This is a genomic window from Pseudomonas sp. XWY-1, assembly GCF_002953115.1.
Lineage (GTDB): Bacteria > Pseudomonadota > Gammaproteobacteria > Pseudomonadales > Pseudomonadaceae > Aquipseudomonas > Aquipseudomonas alloputida.
The window spans coordinates 205292-225999 of sequence record NZ_CP026333.1 but is presented as its reverse complement, the minus strand read 5'-3'; the positions used below and the strand labels follow the sequence as shown (position 1 = coordinate 225999).

Sequence of the window (20708 nt, the reverse complement as noted above, 5' to 3'; positions counted from 1 at the left end):
CGCTTCATTTCCCCGAAAGCTGACCACTCAAGCTGCACCGAACCGGATGAGCCCGTGCACATGATCGTGAATCGAGTGAACGATGCGCATGCCTCACAGGCAGCAAGCCCAGCCAGCTCGAAGCGATCGCCCGGCTGAGGTGTGACCTCCCCCCTCACCAACTCTCCGTTCAAACTACGCCGGCATTGGCCGCAGTCGACTGCGAAGCGGGCCAATTGAGTACCATCTGAAAAGACGATCGGGAGGCGAAGGTGCAAAGGCCTCACCTGCCGCCACCGGCTGATCGCTCCGTCAATTGTTGAAGTGCTACCAACCTCAATACTGCTTGCCACTGACACGGCCCTCATCGATCGCCTGCATGTACACCTGGACCCAACCTGGAATCCGCCGCTGCCCTCTTTCCCAATAGCCTACTGCGGCGTACGCCCATCCCAGTGCATCGGCCAGTTGTGTTTGTGTCCACCCTAGAACCTCGGCCCTGATGCGCCTGATGTCTGCACCGGCCAGGCTCGGTGCGTCGCCGACCAGCTCACCTTGCACTGCAGCTTGGAAGAGCGATCGAGCTGCAGCCGGTATATGGCCCCCTTTCTCCCATTTCGATACCAGCCCGGGTGACACGGACAGCATCGAGGCTATAGCTGCCTGAGTCAGGCCTGCTGCATGGCGCTGGAGGGCAAGATCAGTGTGCACGGTTTGGGTGAACTGGATCTGGTGCTCAGTGGCCATGTCGTCGCGATAGCATTGCGCTGCTCGCTTTGCGCGGGAACGGCCGTGGTAGGCCAAGTCGCGAAAATGGCGATCGGCGACAAACTTCCCATCCTTCATCAGTCGAACGCGCCAGCCGGCATCAGAAGGCTTCGATGGGCGGTTGTCCCGGGTAATGCCCTGCATGCTGGAGTCAGCGATGCGCCTGACAGCCGATACTTCGATGCCAGGTGCGGACGTGGAGGTATCCATAAGCCTCAATCATCCAGGGAGTCGTTCTGATCTGACTCTTGGGCATCATCATCACCCAGGAACAGCCCATTGCTGGAGAGCAGACCACCACCCAGAACGAGAGCTGACGTAACCGCCAGTGCCGGCACCCCATCCGACTCCCCTGCGTCAGCATTGGCGCCCTTCGGCCGCGGCTTCACCGGAATCGGGATACTCGCTGCCGCAGTTGCCGTAGGAGCTTGAAGTGTCAGGGGGGCATCAGGACGCTTTTGAGGTACCGGCTTTGGTAGAGGATTGCCCCGATCTGGCATGAGTAGTGGCACATCATCGTCCAGATTTATCGTGACCTCACTGGCCTGCGCTTTCTCCAGGCTTTTGAAAAACTCATCAGACCGCGCCATCAATTTGCGGAACTGCTTGTCGGTCATGAGTTCCCGCCGGCGCAGCCCACCCATGTTCCGGATGGTGTCTGTAGTGATGGCGTACAGGGCATCTTGAAGCTCAGTGCGCACCTGGTGCGTCATGTATTCACACTTCAAGGACAGTACTTGTTCCGCTCGGCCAACCTGGGTCTCCAGTTTCTCAAGCGCCTGAAGCTGGCGCTGGATCCGCAGTTCTGCCACTTGTGCCGTGGTTCTGGACCGGTTGAACCAGTACCAAGCACCGAGGAGGAAAAGGGCCCCCGCGGATGCAGCCAGGTACGTAGGCAGTTCGCTCGAAGGAGGGTCTGGCACAAGATTTAAACTGAACGAGTCGGCTGAGACCAGGGACAGTGAGAGCACCCCTGACAGAGACAAAAGCAATGGTCGTTTCGCAGTCATATCGGGCTCCAACGCTGACAGCATCAATAGGCATATTTGATACATAACGCGTACGCGTACACGCATAGTATCGCCTTGGATTTAATTGTCACGCTGAAAGAATGAGCTGCCAGGGTTTCCCCTACGGATGACCTATTTTCGGGGTGCAGCTGGAGTACTGCTGATACGGCCGGCAGTGGAAGCGCATGGGCACCCAGGCTCTTGCAAGGATGGTCAACAGCTGTGGCCGATGGGTAGGAGTGAACTTTTCTGTGAAACGCCGCCCCGCTTCACAAAAAAAATGACCAGGCGCCGATCAAAACGGGGCCTGGTATGTCATCTATTTTGTGAACCTACACCTGGCATTACATCTGATCGAGCTTGAATGAACTGGCGCCAGCCACGAGGTCACTTCCTAGGTTGCCGAGGATCGTATCCTGAGAAACGGCTACACCGTGGCCCCTGACGCCGCCTGTGCTAACCCAGTAGACCTTGCCTGTGCCAGCCTCCACCACGCGCTTGTGGAGCTGCACCGAATAGCTGAAAAGCCGCTCACCTGGTTGATAGTCGGCCGTTTCCAGGTAGGCGTAAAGCTTGTAGCCGCCATCCAACTTCACAATCTGCTCTGGCAAGTGGGATGAAATCGTCTCCTTGACCAGGTCCTGAGGGATTTCATTGGCATTGGAAGAAAGCACAAGCTCGACAGCAGAGGCACTGCAAGCGCCGAATGCCGCGATGGCGAAGATGGCCAGTTTTGTCAGTCTGATCATGGGGGCTTACTCAAACAGGGTCGTTTTGGGTTGATGCGTGGGGATTCCATGCGCACTTGGACACCCAGTCCACGCTGACTTGGACACTCATTCCACGGCCACTTGGACACTCATTCCACGGCCACTTGGACACTGATTCCACAAGCACTTGGACAGTGATGTTCCACTGATCCGATCCATGCTCAGGCAGGCAGCAACGCAGGATTATTCACTACCATCGACCTCTTTTCTCGAAGCGAAGAGGTCATCGTGGAGCGTATATCCATGCGTAAAATCCGAGAGGTACTACGTCTAAAGTTCGACGCTGGCCTGTCCGTGCGCAAGATCGCCGCCAGCCTGCGCATCAGTAGCGGCAGTGCGGGCAATTACTTGCACCGTTTCAACGCTTGCGGGCTGAGTTGGCCGACATTGTTATCGGATGCCGAACTGGAGCGATGCCTGTTCCCTCCAGCACCAACAGTTCCCAGCGATCAACGTCCGATGCCTGACTGGTCTTGGGCGCATGCCGAGTTACGCCGCCCCGGCGTCACTTTGGCCCTACTCTGGCAGGAATATCGACTCGCTCACCCGCAAGGCTTCCAATACAGCTGGTTCTGCGAGCACTACCGCCTCTGGGCCGCCAAGGTCGACGTTGTCATGCGCCAGGAGCACCGTGCCGGCGAAAAGCTGTTCGTCGATTACGCCGGACAGACCGCGCCCATCATCGACCGACAGACCGGTGAAATCCGTCAGGCCCAGATCTTCGTCGCCGTCCTCGGCGCGTCCAGCTACACCTTTGCCGAGGCCACCTGGTCGCAGAAACTGCCCGACTGGCTGGGCTCGCACGCCCGCTGTTTTGCTTTTTTCGGCGGCACATCGCAGATCCTGGTGCCCGATAATCTGCGCAGTGGCGTCACCAAGGCGCATCGCTACGAGCCGGACATCAACCCCAGTTACCGCGATCTCGCCGAGCATTACGGCGTAGCCGTACTGCCCGCGCGTTCGCGTAAACCCAAGGACAAAGCCAAGGTTGAAGTGGGTGTGCAAGTGGTCGAGCGCTGGATCCTGGCAGTGCTGCGCAACCGCCAGTTCTTCTCGCTCGGAGAACTCAACACGGCAATCAGCCTGCTGCTCGAACGCCTCAATCAAAAGCCCTTCAAGAAGCTGCCCGGCTCACGCCGCTCGGCCTTCGAGACCATCGACCAACCCGCACTGCAACCGCTACCAGAACATCCGTATGTCTACGCCGAATGGAAAAAGGCGCGGGTGCACATCGACTATCACGTCGAGGTCGAGGGCCATTACTACTCGGTGCCGTACCAGCTGGTGAAGCACCAACTCGAAGTGCGGCTAACCGCTAAGACCGTCGAGTGCTTCCACGCCAACCAGCGGGTGGCCAGTCACCTGCGCTCGCTGCACAAAGGCCGCCACACCACCCAAACCGAGCACATGCCCAAGAGCCACCGGGAGCACGCCGAATGGACACCGCAACGGCTGATCCGCTGGGCCGAGCAGACCGGGCCTAACACCGCTGGCGTTATCGCCTACATCCTTGAGCGCCGAATCCATCCTCAGCACGGCTTCCGCGCCTGCCTGGGCATCCTGCGCCTGAGCAAGCAGCACGGCGAAGAGCGGCTGGAAGCCGCTTGCCAGCGAGCGCTGGCACTGGGCGCGTGCAGCTACAAAAGCCTTGAATCGATCCTGCGCCAAGGGCTGGAAAAGCTACCGCTGTCCCAGCAAAACCTGCCGCTACTGCCCGACGAACACATCAACCTGCGCGGCCCTGGCTACTACCACTGACCTGAAAAAGGAGCACCAAAATGCTGCCCAACCCGACACTCGACAAGCTGCAAACCCTGCGCCTGCACGGCATGATCAAGGCGCTGAGCGAGCAACACGCCACGCCCGATATCAATGATCTGAGCTTCGACGAACGCCTCGGCCTGATGGTCGACCGCGAGCTGACCGAACGTGAAAACACGCGTCTGAGCAGCCGCCTGAAACTGGCACGACTGCGCCATAACGCCTGCCTGGAAGACATCGATTACCGCAGCCCACGCGGCCTGGACAAGTCCCTGATCCTGCAACTGGGCAGCGGCCAATGGCTGCGCGACGGCCTGAACCTGATCATCGGCGGCCCAACGGGCGTAGGCAAAACCTGGCTCGCCTGCGCGCTGGCTCACAAGGCCTGCCGCGACGGTTACAGCGTGCGCTACCTGCGCTTGCCGCGCTTGATGGAGGAGCTGGGCCTGGCTCACGGCGACGGCCGTTTCGCCAAACTCATGGCCGGCTATGCCAAGACCGACCTGCTGATCCTGGACGACTGGGGCTTGGCGCCGTTTACCGCTGCGCAGCGGCGCGACATGCTTGAACTGCTGGACGACCGCTACGGCAACCGCTCGACGCTGGTCACCAGCCAGATGCCGGTGGACAAATGGCATGCGCTGATCGGCGACCCGACCTTGGGCGATGCGATCCTCGACCGGCTGGTGCACAACGCTTATCGGATCGAACTGAAGGGCGAATCGATGCGCAGACGCGCAACGAAATTGACGGCGACAGAGACTTCAGACTAACAATGCAAACCTGCGTCGCTGCGCTCCGACTGCCTGTCCAAGTGGACGTGGATCAGGTGTCCAAGTGAGCATGGAACGAGTGTCCAAATGATCGTGGGCTGAGTGTCCAAGTGTCGTGGAATCCGCATTGATGCGTGAGTGGCGCAATCTGCTGGAGAGATGACCTCCCCGCGTAGGTGCAACATCATCGCGTAGATAGCGACATCGAGCGGGTCTCCTTTCTCGACGTGCTCGCGCAGTTCTCTCGATAGGAAATCAGCAGGGCATGTATCGCCTTCATTCCAGCCAGCACGGCCTTTCGCCCGGCTCCTGGCCATCTTCACCTTCATGCTGAGCGCGATGGCGTCGACGGCCGCATCATCGAGCTCTGTCTCACTGAGCTGGTAGGGGGCGTTGTAAATACGAACAACAACGGCCGATCGATCAGGCACCAGTACCCGGACTTGCACCTCACCGACCTCTTCCAAGGCCGCGTGCACGCCACCGGGGTTCTCCCGATGAGCTACCCGGAGCGCATCCAGCCAGATCTGTTCTGTTGCCATGTCGCTGCCGGCTGCGCCTGCAGGCGCAGAGGCCTGGTTCTTCGCGTTGGCCAGAAACAACACGGTATTGCATGCAGGGCAAGGGGTCATCTCGTTATGGCCAATAATGGCCCCCTGGCTCGCCAGGAAGCCATATCCAGCGCATTGAACCGCCCCCCTTACTACCGCGCAGCAAGGGGTGTCGGATGGAGCTGGCCCTGGAAACGCTCCTGAGTCTTGGTGCGCTATTGAGTTCTCTACTTGCACGAATTCACCTGAGGCACCGATCAGAGGAACACCGAAGTGCTGTCCGCTGGGGGTTGTGCTTGGAATGGTTGGACTGCCGGCGATTCACCCGTCGACACTGGAGTCGATGACAGAAGCGCAGACGCTTCCTGCCGGGCTTGGTGGATGACTGCGGGATTGATTGCCTTCCAGTAGCAATAGGCTGATCGGGAGTTCTCGTGCATGGAAAGGTCACGCTTGCGCATCAAATGCTCGATCTCCGAAACCACCCAGTGGCCAGCGCCAAATGCGTGCTCCTTGCCACCGATCCAGTACTGAGCATCAGTGATCTTGAAGAGCATCTCGAAGACGGCCAGCGCCGCAACCGCCACTGGATCAGTCCTGCCCTTCAGGTGAGCCATGATCGGACCGAGAGAGCGTATATGGCCCAGGCGGAGCGAATTGGCCCAGGAAACTGCACGAGTGTGGCCCACCAGCTGGGGCAAGCTGATCTGATAGAAGCCCTTTGCTTGGGGCTTCACCAGGTCGCGGATATGGGCGCTACAATCCCCGCAGAGAGTGCTATTGGCGTAGAGGCGATCCTGCCGGCGCCCGCCCATCCCCGGAGAGGAAAAGCTGAACAGATCAACATGCCCACAAAGGCACTTGGTTGGAGCAGTAATGTGAGCCGCCATAGACACCTCCAGAAAATGCACCGGCGACAACCGCCAGAATCTTTCCGAAGCATAACACGTATGTATAATATTGGCGTTAGCGAATGCTGTGAAAATTCCCCTTTCCTAGGCCGCCGGCAGCAGCGATAGGATCAGGGGACCAAGCTCCTTGGACGTGTAGGCACCAGAGATAGCCATCTTGACACGAAACGGGATGGGTCTACGCCCTGTGCGGATCTGAATGAAATCCTCCAGGGACAGGCCGATACGGGACGCTTGCTCACTGTCACTCAGCCCCGAGATCGCTGCCAAACCATCGAAGAAGGCACTGACCAGGTCTGGTGATCCGCCGGCGTCCAGGCGATCGAAGAAACCATACACCAATGTCTCGCGGACCACCTGTGACTGTTGATTGGCCGCCTCCACTGCCTCTCGAATTGGCTCTGGCAATGCTGCGAGCAGAGTCGACAAGGTCACCTCCACACCCATCGCGCCCAGCGTGCGTATGCGCGCTGGAGGCGGCAAGGGGCGCATGTGCACTCGGCATTGGCGGATCATGGAGATGCTGATGCCAATTTCTTTGCTAAGCCGGGTATCCGCCCAGCCCTGCTCGTCGCGGAACTGGTCCATCAGCTGGGCCCAGGCAACATTGCTCAAACCGCTATCCGCCGATTCGAAAAAGAGATTGCGAGAGCTCATATTGGCTGACGCTTCGGGACTGCTGCCCCCTTCATGAAGGTCGAACATCTATTTGCTTCCGTTAGCATCTGCAGCAGCCTGGTCATCCAGCTCCACAGGAGCGGCCACGTAGGCGCGAATGATGAGGAGCAGCGCTCCACCGACAAGGCAAAGGAATACTCCCTTGAAAATCAGCTTGGGGGAGATCTCCACCAGGCCGGCGCCAACAGCCATGGTAGCCAGCAGGCCCATGACTACGACGACAAGAGCAACCACGACGCGAATGATCAGAGAGTGTGAGGAACGGCTATCCATGACTAGAGCCCTATCGATACGTAACGTGTACTGATAATACTGGATGAGCATAGATCAGCACAACGCCACGTGCGACCCCATGGAACCCATACTTCCGAGCGCAAAAAAAACCCGGGCACTTGGCCCGGGCATACAGCTGGTTTACAAACTGGCCATCCCATGCGGGATGATTGGCGAGGTAACGGTATGCAGTCCGAAACCGTTGCCCTCGATGCTTACCGAAGCAGTCTTGATGCGTATAGCACCCAGAATACCGACATCGGAATTGGAGACGATACGCTCCTGGCCAGTCTGCGTGACCGAAACAGGTTCGAAATCGGCGCCCATGTCATTGGCCAGCAACTGATTGATGCGTTTAGCCATTTCGGATGCAGCCTCGTCGGCAAGACCTTCTGCCGAAGCGGAGTCAAAGCAGATACCGATCACCTCTGCATCCGCACCAGACTCCTCGTCGTCCTGGGACAACACGACGTGGGCCGTGGCCTTCAGTTCACTGGAGCTCACCACCTCGGCGATGACTGTCGATCGATACGCTTGCTCAAGCTCAGCGAGCTCAGCGTCACGTACCGTTCCTGCAGGGTACGATCCCACCTGGTGCAGCAGGTGACCGCGGGAATCGACTGCAGCTGCTGCGAGTTGGGCGTATTTGATTGCTGTGTTATGGAAGTTCATGCGTTTCTCTCCTGAAAGGTGGGTGCAAGGCCTTGCGTTGCCTTACAAGCAGGTAATGAGAAACACGGCGTTGTATTCTTGCGTCGGTCCATGACAGGCGCTCCTTGGTTGCGAATCAGCGAGTTACTCGGCTTATATCCAATTTGCCGCTAGTGAAATCAAGATCAAAAATGGCACGACCTATGATTTCCTTATCCGTGACAAACCCCCAGTAACGGCTGTCCAGGCTATTGGGTCGATTGTCACCCAGTACGAAATAAGAATCGGCAGGAACAGTACATGCCAAGCCTGACAGATTTCTCTCACAACCGGGAATAGCAGGAAAATCAGTACTTACACCAAAGTCACTGATACCAGGGTCTTTGATCGTGCCGATTTGTAAGTCGTGAATATTCTCCAGCGCATAATCGACCTGCTTGAGCTTCCCGCTAGCTTCATCTTCGTAAGCATATGGCTTCTCGCCCACATGTACCGCCGGTACATTATTAATGGCCAATACACCGCCTTGATAAGTGATGTGGTCACCTGGCACTCCCACCACACGCTTGATGTAAGGCTTAGACGGATCGAGTGGGAATCGGAAAACCAGAACATCGCCAAATTTCGGGGGTCGACCTTGCGTGATTGGCTTCGGAACGAATGGCAATCTCATCCCGTAGGTGAACTTATCGACTACAACGACACTCCCCACCCCAAGCGTGGGGCGCATCGATGACGACGGAACAAGGTATGGTTCGGCGACAAAGGATCGGAATAGGAGCAGGAAAACGGCAACAGGCGTCAACTCCACCAGAAAGGCCACCACGCCTTGCGTGTAGTGATGCCGGCCCCTAGCTCCCCGATACCGTTCATAGACCCAGAACGGCAGGCCAAGGACTGCTGCAGTCGCGAGCAATGTCGCCATGTCCAAAAATGTGCAAAGCAAAATGTAGGGGCCGAGCACCGCGGCGGCGCACCCTAGGGAGTAAATCCAGGCTGGCCCGTGGGCCTGATACTTTTTGCGACAGAGCGCCGGAGCAGCTACGGTCAAGCCAACTCCGATCAAAAACAGGCTCATAAGTATTTGCCCATCTTTTTATGGTAACGATAGATAGCCAAGCGGCTTATGAACAGAGCAAAAAAGATACCGCCCACTGCCCAGCCAACCACCTTGACCCAGAAGCCGTAGCTGTAGGCAGGGGTGACTTTGAACTTCTCCAGGAGGAATTCAATTAAGGATCCAACCGTCCACAAGAGCGCTGCAACCACCCATCCGTTCATGAGGAGTTGGATATTGTACTTCACGCCTTTAGGCTGCTTCTGTGTAGCGAGCATGTTTACTCCGCGGCTATGAACGACCACCCTGCCCGGCTTAGCGCGCATTTGTATCCGCTCAGCGGCTTGATCAACAGAGTTGACTCAAGTGACGCAGCGATACAATCAAAGTGATAGCTGTAATATGAAGAGAGCTTTTCCACGTCCGCACTAAGGGCTCGCCAGTATGGCTCGTAATGCCGGCTGCCTAGAACGGGTGCAGTATTTTCGTATTGGAGAGGAAACGGCTGCAGGGTAAGAAGCGCCAACCGGCATTTCGAACGAAGCCAGGTACATGAAACTTCGACGATAGACTGACTCAGCTCTGACGACCTGAATTTATCGCGAACTTCCAGCCGGGTTATAACAAAGACGCTGCCAGCTTCCAGCACAGCGCCGAAGTCCTGATGGCAGGTCCTGACCAGCTCGTGAACCAGCGCCTGGACGGCCTCGCTGACCAGATCGCAAGCATCAGCCAAGGAGTATCGCTTCCCCTCTCCACTGGACAACAAAACCCCGTCCAGGATAGCGACCGGAACAGCCTCTGACTTCAATAGGAGCCAGGCTGTAACCAGTCGCACTTCACACACCGCAGAGCCATCAAATACATCCCCTGAAAGGCTCAGCTCCACGGTATAGCCACCTGCGAGCTCCACGCGCTCAACCACCCCGCGATGCATCGGAATCTCGCTGTAGAAGCCGGTATCGATCAGGCTTCGCACATACGGACGGCACCGAGTGATTTGCGTCAGGCTGGCAGACATGGTGCAGCTCAGCGCAGACCGGCGCCAGCACGAGCCTGCTCAGCTTTGGCTTTTTTACGATCGGCCATTTTCATCAGCTGTACGAAGAGCACTGCCATCACCAGGACCGCGATCAGCACGAAAGCGAGTGTGGGGGTGATGTGGCCAATCTTTGCCCACACAAACACGAAAGCCGCGAGTGCTAAGGCTGCCGGCACTTGGCCAACAATGTTCAACGTCCGCATGGCCCAGAATTGGATTTGCTGCATCTCAAGCTCCTAGATTTGATTTATAACACGTACGCATAATACTGGATGAATCAAAATACTTCTAGCCATTCGATGTCATGATGCCGCCACAAAAAAGGCCTCAGTTCACAGATATGAACCGAGGCCTTGGCCATCGACCAGGACAGGCTTACAGCGGGATGAAGATCGAGTAGAAACACACGGCCAGTGCGGCTGCGCAGAGGGCCGAGCACAGCCAGATCAGGATATTGACATCGCGCAGCGAACGGTCAGCAAAGCCCTGAATGGCCTGGACCTGCTCAGGGCCAGAGGCGTTTTTCACAGTGAAAAGAGCTTTGCGGCGGTTGATAGCGATCGAAATGATTACGGCCAGCACCACAACGGCGATACGAGCGAGCATGTCGGTAGTGATTGTCATAGCGGTTCCTCAGGTTGGGTTGGATACAGAACAGGTAGTACGATTTGACTGGCGAGAGGTGGCATCACGGCCGCCCCCCTTGTTGAGACATGGTTTTGATGGCTGCTAATACTGGGTCCCTGGGGCCGGTATCCTCGCCCTCGCAATGGGTCCGGTGCTCACCTGGCTTGATCAGGCAGTACCGCCCCACCGGCTTAGCTGCTGCTACCTCGAAGCCACGCTGGGCCCAAGGTTTGAACAGGATCAGGCCGACAGCAGCAACAGCGCAGACAGTGGCAACGGCAGCTATAGCGATGCGCAGAGAGAAGAATCGCCCTCGACTATTCACCGACAGTAAGCTCCACCCCGGTCGACAGGCTGATCATCTGAACTGCAAGGTCTGGGTTTATCAGCCCTTTGGAGGCGAGCCCCCTGATCTGGCCGGAGAAGAACTGCACGAAGAATCGTTGCGAGGCGTGCACGCTTTGCTCAGCAGCACCGTGCTCCTTCACCTGGTCACGGCGCTCGATGGCAGCGGCGGCTGAGGTAGCGATAGCGTTGGCCAAGTCCGCAGCTCCGGCCTCACCTCGGGACGGCAGCCTCGTCACGTCAAGCTGCGCAAGGACATCATGCGGGAGATGCAAGCTCGAAAAACCCTCACCGTACCACCCGTCATACACCGACACCCCGTGCTCGTCGGTGGCCAGCACAGTGAAAAAACGAGAGAGCTGGTGGTGCTGATCGTCACCAACAGCAAGCTTGGGTGGGTTGGCCACCTCGTAGCCGGCGCCGACCTCGAATTCGAGTGTGTTGGCCAAATTGAACGCTCCTATCGGTTCCAAGAAATTACCAGGTACAAGAATACATAACGCGTACGCATACGGCTATAGAGTCGGTGCAAATCTGCCAGCCTCTTGCCGCTCATTGCCCGCAAGCAGCGCCTGGGAGGACACGGCGGCACCGAAAATCAGAACCAAAAAAAAGACCCACCATCTAGGATGGTGGGTCGGATTTAGCGTTACTTTATAGGTAGCTCTGCTGAGCGTTTATTTGGATTGCAGCGGCTTGCTGTTTTGGTCTGCACCGTACTTCACGCGCCTGAACTCATCTTTGATGGCAGCTACAGCCCCCATCAATGGCGCGAAGAAGATTCGTGGTGCCTGCCTTGCAGCGTTAGCGAACTCAGACCCAAATGATTGATTCATTCAGCAAACTCCTTGATTGCCCGGGCTGCCCCAATGCAAATAAAGACGAAGAAAAGACCAGCATCTACAAGCACAATGGCATGTTCGAGAAGCCCGAGAATTAGCAAGGTGAAATCGCTTATCCCAAACTTAGCCAAGTATTGGACCAAATGGTTGAGCAAGACTGCTGGCACCATGATGATCAAGAAGATGATAGTACCGACGAAGCCATGGGCTCCGAAGTGAGCGATCGGGCTCCACCAAGGTTTTTTGTGCGTTTTGGACATCTGTTACTCCTGAAAGGACCTGGGGCGGTCGTTGAGAAATCCCATAGGCCTTCTTGCGGTAGACCTAGCCCCTGGAGATGCGTAACGCGGGTCTGTAATCGGCAGGCACAAAAAAGCCAGGCATAGCCTGGCTGGGTTGATGGGTGGACACATCTCGATCAGCTCTGCCGGGCCTGCCGCAGCCGACCTGGTGTGAATTTGCCTGAGAACGAGAAGCCGAGATCCCTAACTCTCTCACGGACCTTCAGCTTGTTGGATTTGTCACCCCGCTCCTTGTGGAGCTCGACATGCTCTGCCTCCACCTGGAGTAAGAATTCGACGTCCTTCTGACACAGCTCCAAGGACTGCTCCAGTTTTTTTCGGTCCGAAAATTTCTTTCCGATCAGAGCGGCCGAGGCCGCAGCCAGGACGGTACTGGTGACAGCAGCAAATGCATTTATCAAAGCGGATTGAACAGCAGGATCGTTGATTGCGAGAAGCATGATGGCCCCCTGAAAGTTAACTTGCTCCAAGGGGATGCTTCACAGAAACCAGTAAACCACAGGCACAAAAAACCCGCTCGATCGGCGGGTTCTTTGTGAAGGTCAGTGCTTGGGGGGGATCTTGGCTGAGCGGTCGCCTCCGCCGGCCTTGGCCATTTCAGCCTTGATGGCTTTATAAGCACCCACTAGAGGCGCAAAATAGATGCGTGGAGCCTGTTTTGCAGCACTCAGAAATTCAGAAGTAAAAGTCATAGCTTTCATGTTTGCCCCCTCTCTGGGAAAACTAGTAACTAATGTATAGCAAATTAGGTGGGCGGCATCAAGCGCCTGAAACAATTTCATCGAGCAAAGAAAAACCCGATTCGCCTAAGCGAACCGGGTTTGAGTAGCGTTTACGGCGGTACCTCACCAATCAGATCAGTAAAGCCAGTGATCCAGTTTGGAATTTCTCTGGTTCCGCGCAAACCGTCTCGTCCATGCTGGCTTGAGCTGATCGCGTCGGAAAGTTAACCACGTTATTGCGGGATGACATGAGCGCTCGCCCTATTTCTTCGCCCACCGAAACAAACTTAGGAAAGCAGACACTCTGACCACAAATCTCATGACCAATTGTCTCAGAAACTCCGTCGGTTAAACCTGCAGGAATCCCTTTGAGCCTTTCATGTTCCGCTTTAGTAAAGAGCCTGCTGAGACCTGGATTTTCCGGATGCAATATGAAGGGTTCGGTACTTCTGCCCTTCTTGTAGCCCGTCCCAAGCGTGCCACAACCAGATTCATTTCCTGTTAGTAATTGCCTCGCGAAACCCTTGCCTTCAGCCTTGTCTCTTTTCTCCTTAGTTGCCAAGTATTCATAGGATTTCCAAGATTCGTCGTCGAGAGGAATGTCATCAATTATTGCATTGATGCATGTCTCTCTCACCTTGTTCACCTTCAGATTTTCAAACGAGAAAGAGTCCCCAAGACCGGGAGTTATTGCCACAACGACCAAGCGTTTCCGGTGCTCCAGCGTCCCGTAGTCCCATCCATCAAGGACTGCTTCATGAATTCTGTATCCGAGGTAGATAAACACACTTCGGATAGCCGCCATGGAAGCTGTATTTGCGTACTCCCCAACATTTTCAATCAGCGCAATACAAGGGTTGACATGACGGAGCCAGTTGAGATAGTCCACGAAAAGCGCGCCTGCGTCAGCATGCTCCTCTGCAAAAGTCAGTTTATTTTTAACCTTACCGCTCTTTGACGCTGCTATACATGGAATCCCTCCAAGCAAAACCTCACATTGCGGCGTATTTTCACTTAGATACACATCCCGAACATCAGAGTTGATCGCAATTGAATCCTCTGTCCAAATTTCAGTGTTATTCCGCATTGAGCAGTCGAGATACTCGCTTTCTAGTTCAACACCGACTTGTAAGAACGAGCCTACACCCGACCGCATTAAGCCAGAGTGCACTGCGGCATCTAAGATCCCACCGCCATGAAAAAGACTACATACAGCGAGCTTCTGGCCACGGTCCAACTTTTCTTTCATGCGCTTGAGGCGCTCGCGGATCTTGGTTTGAATCTGCAAAGCAGTGATCACAATCCGGCCACGACGAATCGCAACGCGGACCTTATGATCATCTTCAAAGACTTCACGAATTTGCTCTGAACGCAGGTCGATTACTGGATGAACAACCCCATTGCGCTCACGTTTTGATACGCTGATGCACTTTCCGGCGAAGCCGGATTGAACCTCAATTAGCTCTAGACGTCGGGCAACCTTGTCAGACTTAATCGAGTATTTATTGCCAATCTGAACACCCGCTGTCAGCAGGTGACGGCCCTCCATGAAGACACGTGAAACGCCTTTCGATTCGCCAATTGTTGCGTTGATGATGGTGGTCATTGTGCTGCTCCAAGTAGTCGACACAGCTCCCCTGACGGGGACTGAGCCCGATCGGGGAAATGACAAACTGGTTGTCCGTACACACCTGGAATGCGGAACAAGGCTCCATACTTTTTTCGAGCAAAAAAAAGCCCCCGCCACGGCGGAGGCTTGATGTCTTGCTTGATTCAGATGGACGCCGGCACTTCCTCCCCACCCAGCGCCTCGTAAAGAGCTGGGAGGAATTCGGCGAAGGTCATCATCATCAACACGAATGTGGCGTCAGCCTGAGCCAGGGCATCCTCTCCCCCATCCTGGGCAGCCTGCTCCTGAAGCAGCTCTTCGAACTTCACGCGCCTGATCACAAGCTTGTCGTCCAGGACGAAAGACAATTTGTCCTGCCAGGCCAGCGACAGCTTGGTCGCGACCTTGCCAGTGGCCAGGTGATTTTTGATTTCGTCGCTGGTGAGATCCTGCCGCTTGCAGCGAACCGATCCGCCCTCGTCATGGGTGTCATGCAGTTCACATTCGTCGAGGACATAGAACCCTTCGCTCGCCTGGCCGGTTTTGAGCCAGTCAGTGAGGGTTGCGCTCGGGGCGATCTTCACAGTCACCGGGCGCACCGGCAGGGACCCCATTACCTCACGGAGCGTGGAGAGCAGATCCTCTGCACGTTTGGCGCTCGCATTGTTGACGATGATCAGCCCGAGCTTGGGCGCGATGGCCGCTGTGATCACACCCCGACGAATAAACGCTTTCGGCAGCAAGGCCTGGATCGTTTCGTCTTTGATCTGGTCACGCTCTTTCTTGTAGACCTTGCGCTGCTGGGCGCTCTCGATCTCCTCGACCTTCTCCTTCACAGCATCATTGACCACGCTTGCCGGCAGGATGCGCTCTTCCTTCCGAGCACTGATCAGAAAGAAATTCCCGCTCTGGTGAACGAGCGGAGCATCTTCCCCCTTGCCCAGCGGCGCGATGAAGCCATAGGTGACCAGCTCTTGCGAACCGCACGGCCGTGCCGGCTTCGACGCCAGGGCGGCTTGGAGCGTATCCGCGGCGAATTCAATATCTTGGGTCAGACGGTAAACGGTCAGATTCTTAAACCACATGGTCATGCCTTGTTAGGTGATGTCGGTGATGACAGCGCCCTTATGAGCGCAGTCTTGAGTAATTGAGGTTGAAGTGGCTGAGTGATATCTACCGGAAAGGTGAGCTGTCGATCAGCCGGCAGCCGCGTAGCGGAGGCAATTGATCTCTTGAGCTGGGTTAGGCCGGTCGAGCCCTGCCCACCATCCTCCCCACTCCTCACAACTGATCGGTCGCGATGTACCAGGTGCCCCTTCTACGCAGAACTTGCCTAAGTCCGACGACCAGGTGACCACCAACAAGGAGGCATCGATGCCCTCCTTCCCACTCCAGTTCCAAAAATGGCCTGCACTTTCGGGTACCGCCTGTGACCAGGTGCGGCGCGTACTGCCCTCAGTAGCCCGCTGGCGCTCAGTAGGCGCATTTTCAAAACGGTTGGATGGTGAGCTACTGAAAGTCGCGAGTAGGCCTTCAATGGCCGTTTGCTGCAGCCAGGGCATCGGAGAGTTCATGTACGCGATGTAGTTGGCAAAGAGATTCGCGGTATCACGCACCCCTACCGCGCTTGCGTACTTCAAGAGTTGGGCCGCCTGCGCTGGTTGTGGCGCTGTGAGCAGCTTTCGCAAAAACGCCGCTTCTGCCGCTGAGAACTGATGGCTGCCGGCATGGCCGCTGGCTCCTGGTGGAACACTGAGCCCCGCGGCATGCGCCTCGATCATGGCCCGGTCGACCTCAGCATCGAGCGATTCGCCGCTCAGCAGCGCGTCGATGCCGATACGTACCATTGGGGTATTGGCTTTCCCGGTTCGGAGGGCAGGGCCACGCAAGTAGAAATAGCGCTGGGCGGCCTTCAAGAGCAACGCCGCAATGCCGGCAGTGCCGGCGCCAGTTGCGCCAGGAGCTACATCAAGCAGGTTCCCCATGGCGGTCGTCCTTCACTGCGCGCTGGCGATCGACAGTCGCGGCAGCTGCTGCAGACTTGCCTTCGGTGTTTCGTTGCCCTGAGCTGCCTTGATCTGCGCCAGCTCTTGCTCCAGCTCCTCACAACGCCGAGTTACCTGCGCCAGCGTGCGCACCGTCAGGTCGCCATGCTCATCCTGCTCGATGCTCAATCCGAGGCGGGCGATGATTTCGGAGTTCATGCTGCGGTGATTGTCTCTAGCGATGTCAGCGATCTTCTCTCGCATGCCGTCAGGCAGGCGCACCACGAACTTATCTGCTGTGCGGGATGTATTGCGGGGCTGGGACTTGGGCATGGGAATTAACCTCAGTATGGCGAGCTGGCGATGTCTCAGGTGAAAAGTGATTACGCTGCGCGAAGGTGCCGGGATTTGTTTTCGCGGCTCTCCTTGGCCTCGACAGTCAGGAGAGAGCGCGGATTGGAGAGTAAGCGACGGAGGCCGATCGGCTCGCCGGTGTCTTCGCACCAGCCGTAGCTACCGTCTGCAATGGCAGACAGCGCCTGTTTGATATCGCGCAGGCTTTGGTTCTCGCGTTCGATGCTGCCCAGGATGGACTGGCGCTCTTGCTCGATCAGTGCTGCGTCGACTTCATCAGGGGCTTTTTCCAAGCCCGTCAGGTCGATGCGCAGCTGCTCGATCCGCCCCGTGGCGGTAGCGCTCTCGCTCACCAGCAGGTTTTTGAAGAACGCTACTTGCTCAGGGTTCATGTACTGGTCGTCGGGCTGTTGCAACAGTTCCTGAGGGGTCATCCGATTGGGCCTCGTGATTGGTTGGGTCAATGTGCCTGGCGCCAGCGTCTCGACGATCGATACGGCAGGTTGATGGCACCATGCTGTCATTTTCACACGCACCGATATTACGGACAGTATCCGAAACGCACAACAGTAAAATTACACATACGTGTTATGCATGCAGAAAATATTTTCTGCCCGAACGGCTGGGTTTTCTCCAGACGTAAAAAAACCCCAGCGCTAGGCGGTGGGGTTTGGGTGAATCGTTATGCCGCTTCTGGCTGAAGGCTTCGTTTGTCCACGTAGATCTCCTGCACGAGCTGAACTCGGTCAGGATTCTGCTGCGCGAATTGAGCAAGAGCGGCGCCCGGGCTACCACCACCACAGCGGAACGTCTGGAGCCCATCTTCGTTTGGCATCGAGTAGACCAGCAAGAACGCGGTGTCCTCGTGATAGCGGTTGGCTGCGTAGTCGGCAGCCTTCCCTGTCAGACCGGCCATTTCAACAACCCACTGCAGGGTTTCAGCTCGAACCTCAAGCTCGATCATCGCCTCCTCGCCAGTGCGGGGGAACTGAGCCTGCGACAAATCGCGGCCCAGGTAGGCTGTCTTGGCTTTTTCGAACTGACCGAGCACAAGATGTGCGAAATCACCGAACTGGAACGCCAGCTTGGCCCGCAGAAGGTCCAATGGCTGATAGAAGTCAGGAGCTTTCCAATCAGCTGGTACACGGCCTTCAGTGGAGACTGCTACTGCTTGGTTTGGGTTAGTCATGGTGCGGCACCTCATGTGCGTTAAGTTTGTAGGTGGGGATGGCCCACAAGGACATGTATGACGTGAGGCCTCTCCCCTGCCGCTGGGTGCATGGTGCCGGCATGCAAAAGGCTCACGCCGCCTGCACGTCCAGGATAAGTAGATCTGCAGGGACGCTCACGACATCCCCAAGCCACCGCCGTACGGCGTCCCTCTGAGTGGCGACTGGGCAACCAGGCTCTGCGCTCATCATGAAACCAAATGCCTTGAAGCTCGCTTCACGCATGGCCCATTCCAAGCTTCGTCCGCTCAGGTCTTCGACGAACACGGTCTGGTAGGAATGGTCTGTTCTGCAACGACCAAGCAAGCCCGGTGCGGTAGCCCGGGCGAGTAGCGCCGAAGCGCCGCCGGCGAGCTCAACGCCATTCTCATCCGCTACCACCCAATCCCAGTGGTTCGCCGCGACGACGTCACGCAGGCTGAGCTGGGGCTGTGAGAGGTGCGATTTGGCCATGTCGAGCGCATGCTGCGCATTGGCTGCAGCGAACAGTTCGCCGGTGACGACTCGGAATGCTTTCAGGCGGAAAGTGTCCGCGGCATCGGGGTGTTGCTGGGTCGGTTCGGTATGACGCATGGTGGGCTCTACACAAAATGCTTCAGTGGTAATGGGCGCTTTCATAACCGCCACCTCAGCTAACACCTGCTCGCACCATCCGTACCTTCACCCCTCGCTGCTCGAAAGCCTTCGCTACGCGCCCTTGACGCTCGTCTTGGCCATCACCGAAGACGATGGCGTGAGTCACCCCGCCTGGCAGGGTGTCGGGGGTCGGATGCCTGGTCACCGAGGCCAACGGGACATTCAATTTCTTGCTTATCAACTGGCGGTGGCGCTCACCCGTGATTAAGCAGTCAATGACGACCTGGTTCACCTGGTGATCAATGATGAGCTTGGCGATCCGGTGAGCTTGAGCGCTGTCGATCGCGGGTCCCGAGGTGCTAATGAACAGCTTTGAGATGACCTGGGCCGCAGCCTTATCAGCCTCTCGGATGAAAGCCAGGAGCTGACCGCAAGCATTGCAGTTGTATAGGGCCGTCTGCCTGACCATGCGGTTGTGCCTTTTGGTCGATAACCGGAATGTTCTACCTTCACACCCGCACTGGTACAGGAACTCCCTCTTTACTGATCTCGATGTGTCAAGCTGGTGACATCTGTCGGCCTGGACCTTGAACACATCAACCATAATCTGGGTCCATTCGGCCCCGTGCGGATCGACATCTGCCCCCCATACCAGGTGAGTGACATAGTGGGCGACCTCATGCGGACAGATTTGATCGAGGTACTCTGAGAGATTCTCTCGCGCCAAAATGCGGTTGAACCGGAATTGCAGGTCGTAGCACCGGCCAGTCCCCTTGTCTTTGCGGTACCTGAACATGCCACCGGATTTACCAGTTAGGTTAAACAGGACCGGTATCTCTGGAATGTCACGGGAAAGATGAGATGCCGCCAGTCCCAGGCACTCTGTGACACGGGCCCTGACCGCCTTCAGTTCGTCGACGGGAAGCATCAGGCGTCAGCCTCTGGCAGCACCTGGATACTCAGCTGGGTTTTACGAGCAGAGGAAGGTGTATGCATGGCTGAGGGAGGACTCCTAGATAGAAACCACATATTTTACACGTACGCGTTAAGTATCGTAAACGCACAAATAGATGGATAAGCCAGATCACCAGCTTCGCCGATCGCCTTTCCGCAGGCAAAAAAAACCTCAGCTGGGCTGAGGCTTCTTGATGGGCGTGATTCTTCATTGCTACCTAGGCACGAGCTTTACGGCGGCGAGAAGTATCCGGTCATAGCGCATGACCAATTGTTTGAGACGGCGGCTAGATGCGTTGCCGTTGAGCGCCTTGGCTACCATTCTCTCGTGACGTGCCTGGGCGCGACGCAGCCGCTGGCCTTGTTCTCCTCCCCACAATTTGAGAGGCATCTCCGGACCAGTAGGGGTCGAGTTGAGTGTTCCCATTTGCAATCTCCTGAGGCTTGCGTTGCATGACTCAGGGAGATGCGGAACGCAATTACATACGCCTCATTCGACTTTCATTTTGCCAGGAGTATAACGAGCCAGCCGGCCAAAACCTGCGCGGATCCCCGGTGCCGATCGCACCTACTTCGCCTTTGACTTCTTGGTGATCACTATATTTGGCAAGCCGCGGACAGCGTCATCCCAGTGCGGATCACGGTCTGGATCGTTGACCACCTTGCTGATCCACACAGCCGTCTTATCCCAGCGGATGGCGAGCATGCGGCCATTCCAGCCGCGGGCCTTGTACTCAGCCTTGAACTCTGCCGGGGTCAACAACGGCTGTTTCAGTCGAACTTCGTTTTCCAAATTCATGCACCCAAAATTGTGTGGGCAGACCGTATGCAGGCTAAGTCCTCGAAAATGTTGTAGGCATCGGTTGGTCAACAGCCCCCCGCCACCTCGTCCCTTCCACGCAGGCGCGGTGGGAAAGAGCATTTTTAAACTATAGGACA

Annotated in this window: 28 protein-coding genes and 1 pseudogene; 2 read left to right on the top strand and 27 right to left on the bottom strand. The window is 56.6% G+C overall.

Going from position 1 to position 20708, the window contains the following annotated elements; genetic code table 11:
• Positions 1-315: 315 nt before the first annotated feature.
• From PRJ_RS28825 to PRJ_RS28815, 3 genes are all read right to left on the bottom strand, one after another.
• Complete coding sequence (locus tag PRJ_RS28825; protein WP_023383727.1) at positions 316-957, bottom strand: DNA-binding transcriptional regulator; 642 nt, start codon at positions 955-957, stop codon at positions 316-318.
• A gap of 5 nt (positions 958-962) precedes the next feature.
• Positions 963-1757, bottom strand: a complete 795-nt coding sequence (locus PRJ_RS28820) for a hypothetical protein (protein ID WP_023383726.1) — start codon at positions 1755-1757, stop codon at positions 963-965.
• A gap of 344 nt (positions 1758-2101) precedes the next feature.
• On the bottom strand, positions 2102-2506 hold the full coding sequence (locus tag PRJ_RS28815) for a hypothetical protein (protein ID WP_023383725.1): 405 nt from the start codon (positions 2504-2506) through the stop codon (positions 2102-2104).
• Positions 2507-2770: 264 nt separating this feature from the next.
• On the opposite strand from PRJ_RS28815, the gene istA reads away from it, so the two are divergent.
• Positions 2771-4285, top strand: coding sequence for an IS21 family transposase (gene istA / locus PRJ_RS28810; RefSeq protein ID WP_034000381.1), 1515 nt, complete (start codon positions 2771-2773; stop codon positions 4283-4285).
• Between the two features lie 20 nt (positions 4286-4305).
• Positions 4306-5061, top strand: a complete 756-nt coding sequence (gene istB, locus PRJ_RS28805) for an IS21-like element ISPre4 family helper ATPase IstB (RefSeq protein WP_034000379.1) — start codon at positions 4306-4308, stop codon at positions 5059-5061.
• Here istB and PRJ_RS30525 read toward each other — a convergent pair.
• From PRJ_RS30525 to PRJ_RS28690, 24 genes and pseudogenes are all read right to left on the bottom strand, one after another.
• Positions 5058-5666: a hypothetical protein gene (locus PRJ_RS30525; RefSeq protein ID WP_256597972.1), complete on the bottom strand. Its 609-nt coding sequence runs from the start codon at positions 5664-5666 to the stop codon at positions 5058-5060. The genes istB and PRJ_RS30525 overlap by 4 nt on opposite strands.
• 203 nt (positions 5667-5869) lie before the next feature.
• Complete coding sequence (locus PRJ_RS28795) at positions 5870-6502, bottom strand: hypothetical protein (protein ID WP_023383723.1); 633 nt, start codon at positions 6500-6502, stop codon at positions 5870-5872.
• Between the two features lie 105 nt (positions 6503-6607).
• Positions 6608-7228, bottom strand: coding sequence for a hypothetical protein (locus PRJ_RS28790; protein WP_054895178.1), 621 nt, complete (start codon positions 7226-7228; stop codon positions 6608-6610).
• Entirely contained in the window at positions 7229-7474 is a 246-nt protein-coding gene (locus tag PRJ_RS28785; RefSeq protein WP_135002420.1) for a hypothetical protein, read from the bottom strand.
• Positions 7475-7615: 141 nt separating this feature from the next.
• Positions 7616-8146, bottom strand: a complete 531-nt coding sequence (locus PRJ_RS28780; RefSeq protein WP_023383720.1) for a hypothetical protein — start codon at positions 8144-8146, stop codon at positions 7616-7618.
• Positions 8147-8261: 115 nt separating this feature from the next.
• The gene (gene lepB, locus PRJ_RS28775) at positions 8262-9203 is read right to left on the bottom strand and encodes a signal peptidase I (RefSeq protein ID WP_023383719.1); all 942 of its coding nucleotides are present in this window, start codon (positions 9201-9203) and stop codon (positions 8262-8264) included.
• Positions 9200-9460 carry a hypothetical protein gene (locus PRJ_RS28770; RefSeq protein WP_023383718.1) on the bottom strand — a complete coding sequence of 87 codons (261 nt, stop codon included), beginning with the start codon at positions 9458-9460 and terminating at the stop codon, positions 9200-9202. Before PRJ_RS28770 ends, lepB begins: the two co-directional genes overlap by 4 nt.
• A gap of 2 nt (positions 9461-9462) precedes the next feature.
• Positions 9463-10203, bottom strand: coding sequence for a hypothetical protein (locus tag PRJ_RS28765; protein WP_023383717.1), 741 nt, complete (start codon positions 10201-10203; stop codon positions 9463-9465).
• A gap of 8 nt (positions 10204-10211) precedes the next feature.
• A complete protein-coding gene (locus PRJ_RS28760) occupies positions 10212-10451 on the bottom strand; it encodes a hypothetical protein (RefSeq protein WP_023383716.1) in 240 nt (79 codons plus the stop codon).
• A 148-nt stretch (positions 10452-10599) separates the two neighbouring features.
• Positions 10600-10848, bottom strand: coding sequence for a hypothetical protein (locus PRJ_RS28755; protein ID WP_023383715.1), 249 nt, complete (start codon positions 10846-10848; stop codon positions 10600-10602).
• Between the two features lie 320 nt (positions 10849-11168).
• A complete protein-coding gene (locus tag PRJ_RS28750) occupies positions 11169-11645 on the bottom strand; it encodes a hypothetical protein (protein WP_023383714.1) in 477 nt (158 codons plus the stop codon).
• A gap of 228 nt (positions 11646-11873) precedes the next feature.
• Complete coding sequence (locus PRJ_RS30145; RefSeq protein ID WP_023383713.1) at positions 11874-12032, bottom strand: hypothetical protein; 159 nt, start codon at positions 12030-12032, stop codon at positions 11874-11876.
• Positions 12029-12298, bottom strand: a complete 270-nt coding sequence (locus PRJ_RS28745; RefSeq protein ID WP_023383712.1) for a hypothetical protein — start codon at positions 12296-12298, stop codon at positions 12029-12031. The genes PRJ_RS30145 and PRJ_RS28745 overlap by 4 nt, the downstream gene beginning before the upstream one ends.
• A gap of 158 nt (positions 12299-12456) precedes the next feature.
• A complete protein-coding gene (locus tag PRJ_RS28740) occupies positions 12457-12780 on the bottom strand; it encodes a hypothetical protein (protein ID WP_041925835.1) in 324 nt (107 codons plus the stop codon).
• 102 nt (positions 12781-12882) lie between these two features.
• A complete protein-coding gene (locus PRJ_RS29975) occupies positions 12883-13041 on the bottom strand; it encodes a hypothetical protein (protein ID WP_158682598.1) in 159 nt (52 codons plus the stop codon).
• A gap of 151 nt (positions 13042-13192) precedes the next feature.
• Positions 13193-14668, bottom strand: a complete 1476-nt coding sequence (locus PRJ_RS28735) for a DNA cytosine methyltransferase (RefSeq protein ID WP_104963078.1) — start codon at positions 14666-14668, stop codon at positions 13193-13195.
• 167 nt (positions 14669-14835) lie between these two features.
• A complete protein-coding gene (rdgC, locus tag PRJ_RS28730; protein WP_104963077.1) occupies positions 14836-15756 on the bottom strand; it encodes a recombination-associated protein RdgC in 921 nt (306 codons plus the stop codon).
• Positions 15757-15867: 111 nt separating this feature from the next.
• Positions 15868-16656, bottom strand: a complete 789-nt coding sequence (locus PRJ_RS28725; RefSeq protein WP_104963076.1) for a hypothetical protein — start codon at positions 16654-16656, stop codon at positions 15868-15870.
• A 183-nt stretch (positions 16657-16839) separates the two neighbouring features.
• Positions 16840-16989: pseudogene (locus PRJ_RS30810) on the bottom strand (Arc family DNA-binding protein); the annotation flags it as partial.
• Between the two features lie 50 nt (positions 16990-17039).
• The gene (locus PRJ_RS28715; RefSeq protein ID WP_104963074.1) at positions 17040-17444 is read right to left on the bottom strand and encodes a TraR/DksA family transcriptional regulator; all 405 of its coding nucleotides are present in this window, start codon (positions 17442-17444) and stop codon (positions 17040-17042) included.
• Between the two features lie 248 nt (positions 17445-17692).
• Positions 17693-18199, bottom strand: coding sequence for a hypothetical protein (locus PRJ_RS28710; RefSeq protein WP_104963073.1), 507 nt, complete (start codon positions 18197-18199; stop codon positions 17693-17695).
• A 112-nt stretch (positions 18200-18311) separates the two neighbouring features.
• Positions 18312-18857, bottom strand: a complete 546-nt coding sequence (locus tag PRJ_RS28705) for a hypothetical protein (protein WP_177429931.1) — start codon at positions 18855-18857, stop codon at positions 18312-18314.
• Positions 18858-18867: 10 nt separating this feature from the next.
• A complete protein-coding gene (locus tag PRJ_RS28700) occupies positions 18868-19743 on the bottom strand; it encodes a SprT-like domain-containing protein (protein ID WP_104963072.1) in 876 nt (291 codons plus the stop codon).
• Between the two features lie 594 nt (positions 19744-20337).
• On the bottom strand, positions 20338-20568 hold the full coding sequence (locus tag PRJ_RS28690) for a hypothetical protein (protein ID WP_104963070.1): 231 nt from the start codon (positions 20566-20568) through the stop codon (positions 20338-20340).
• Positions 20569-20708: the final 140 nt, after the last annotated feature.